We start from the raw sequence: 489 nt of genomic DNA, 5'->3' as shown, positions 1-489 counted from the left end.
GGTGAAGCGGCGGAATTTGTTGAGCAGTCCCGACAACTCGTCGAGAGTGACCGGCTCACCCAGCTTCGCCTGAGCCATTGCATAGCTGACCAAGGTCAAGGGCTCACCGACCGCGATGCCTGCCGGCCCGTGTCTGTTGCTTGTTGCCCGCGAGCCATCAGCAAACGCTGCGCTGGTGCCAATGCAATAGAGGGCGATGACCGTGAGGATAGAAACCTTCATTTGACAGTCACTCCAGCCGATGCCAAATAGTTTTGTAACGCCCCCCAAAAGCAGCGCAGATTTTCAAACCCCAGAAACGACAAAGCCCTGAATAATCAGGGCTTTGTCGTACATAAGATGGCGGAGGCGATGGGATTCGAACTCATGGACCTGTTACAGTCGACGGTTTTCAAGACCGTTGCCTTAAACCACTCGGCCACACCTCCGTATTGCGTTGCGGGCGCCATAATACCTGAATGAAACACACTGTCAAACTCTCTGCATAGC

At 54.2% G+C, this 489-nt stretch carries 1 tRNA gene and 1 pseudogene; both read right to left on the bottom strand.

Annotated features, from left to right (window positions below):
* Positions 1-222 (bottom strand): annotated as a pseudogene (locus tag AC1DH9_RS30865) (hypothetical protein); the annotation flags it as partial.
* 118 nt (positions 223-340) lie between these two features.
* A tRNA-Ser gene (locus AC1DH9_RS30860) sits at positions 341-428 on the bottom strand.
* Between the last annotated feature and the right edge of the window lie 61 nt (positions 429-489).

The organism is Pseudomonas sp. 05T35, assembly GCF_056396605.1.
Note: the sequence above shows the minus strand (reverse complement) of the source record. Positions and strands in the feature narration are given on the sequence as shown.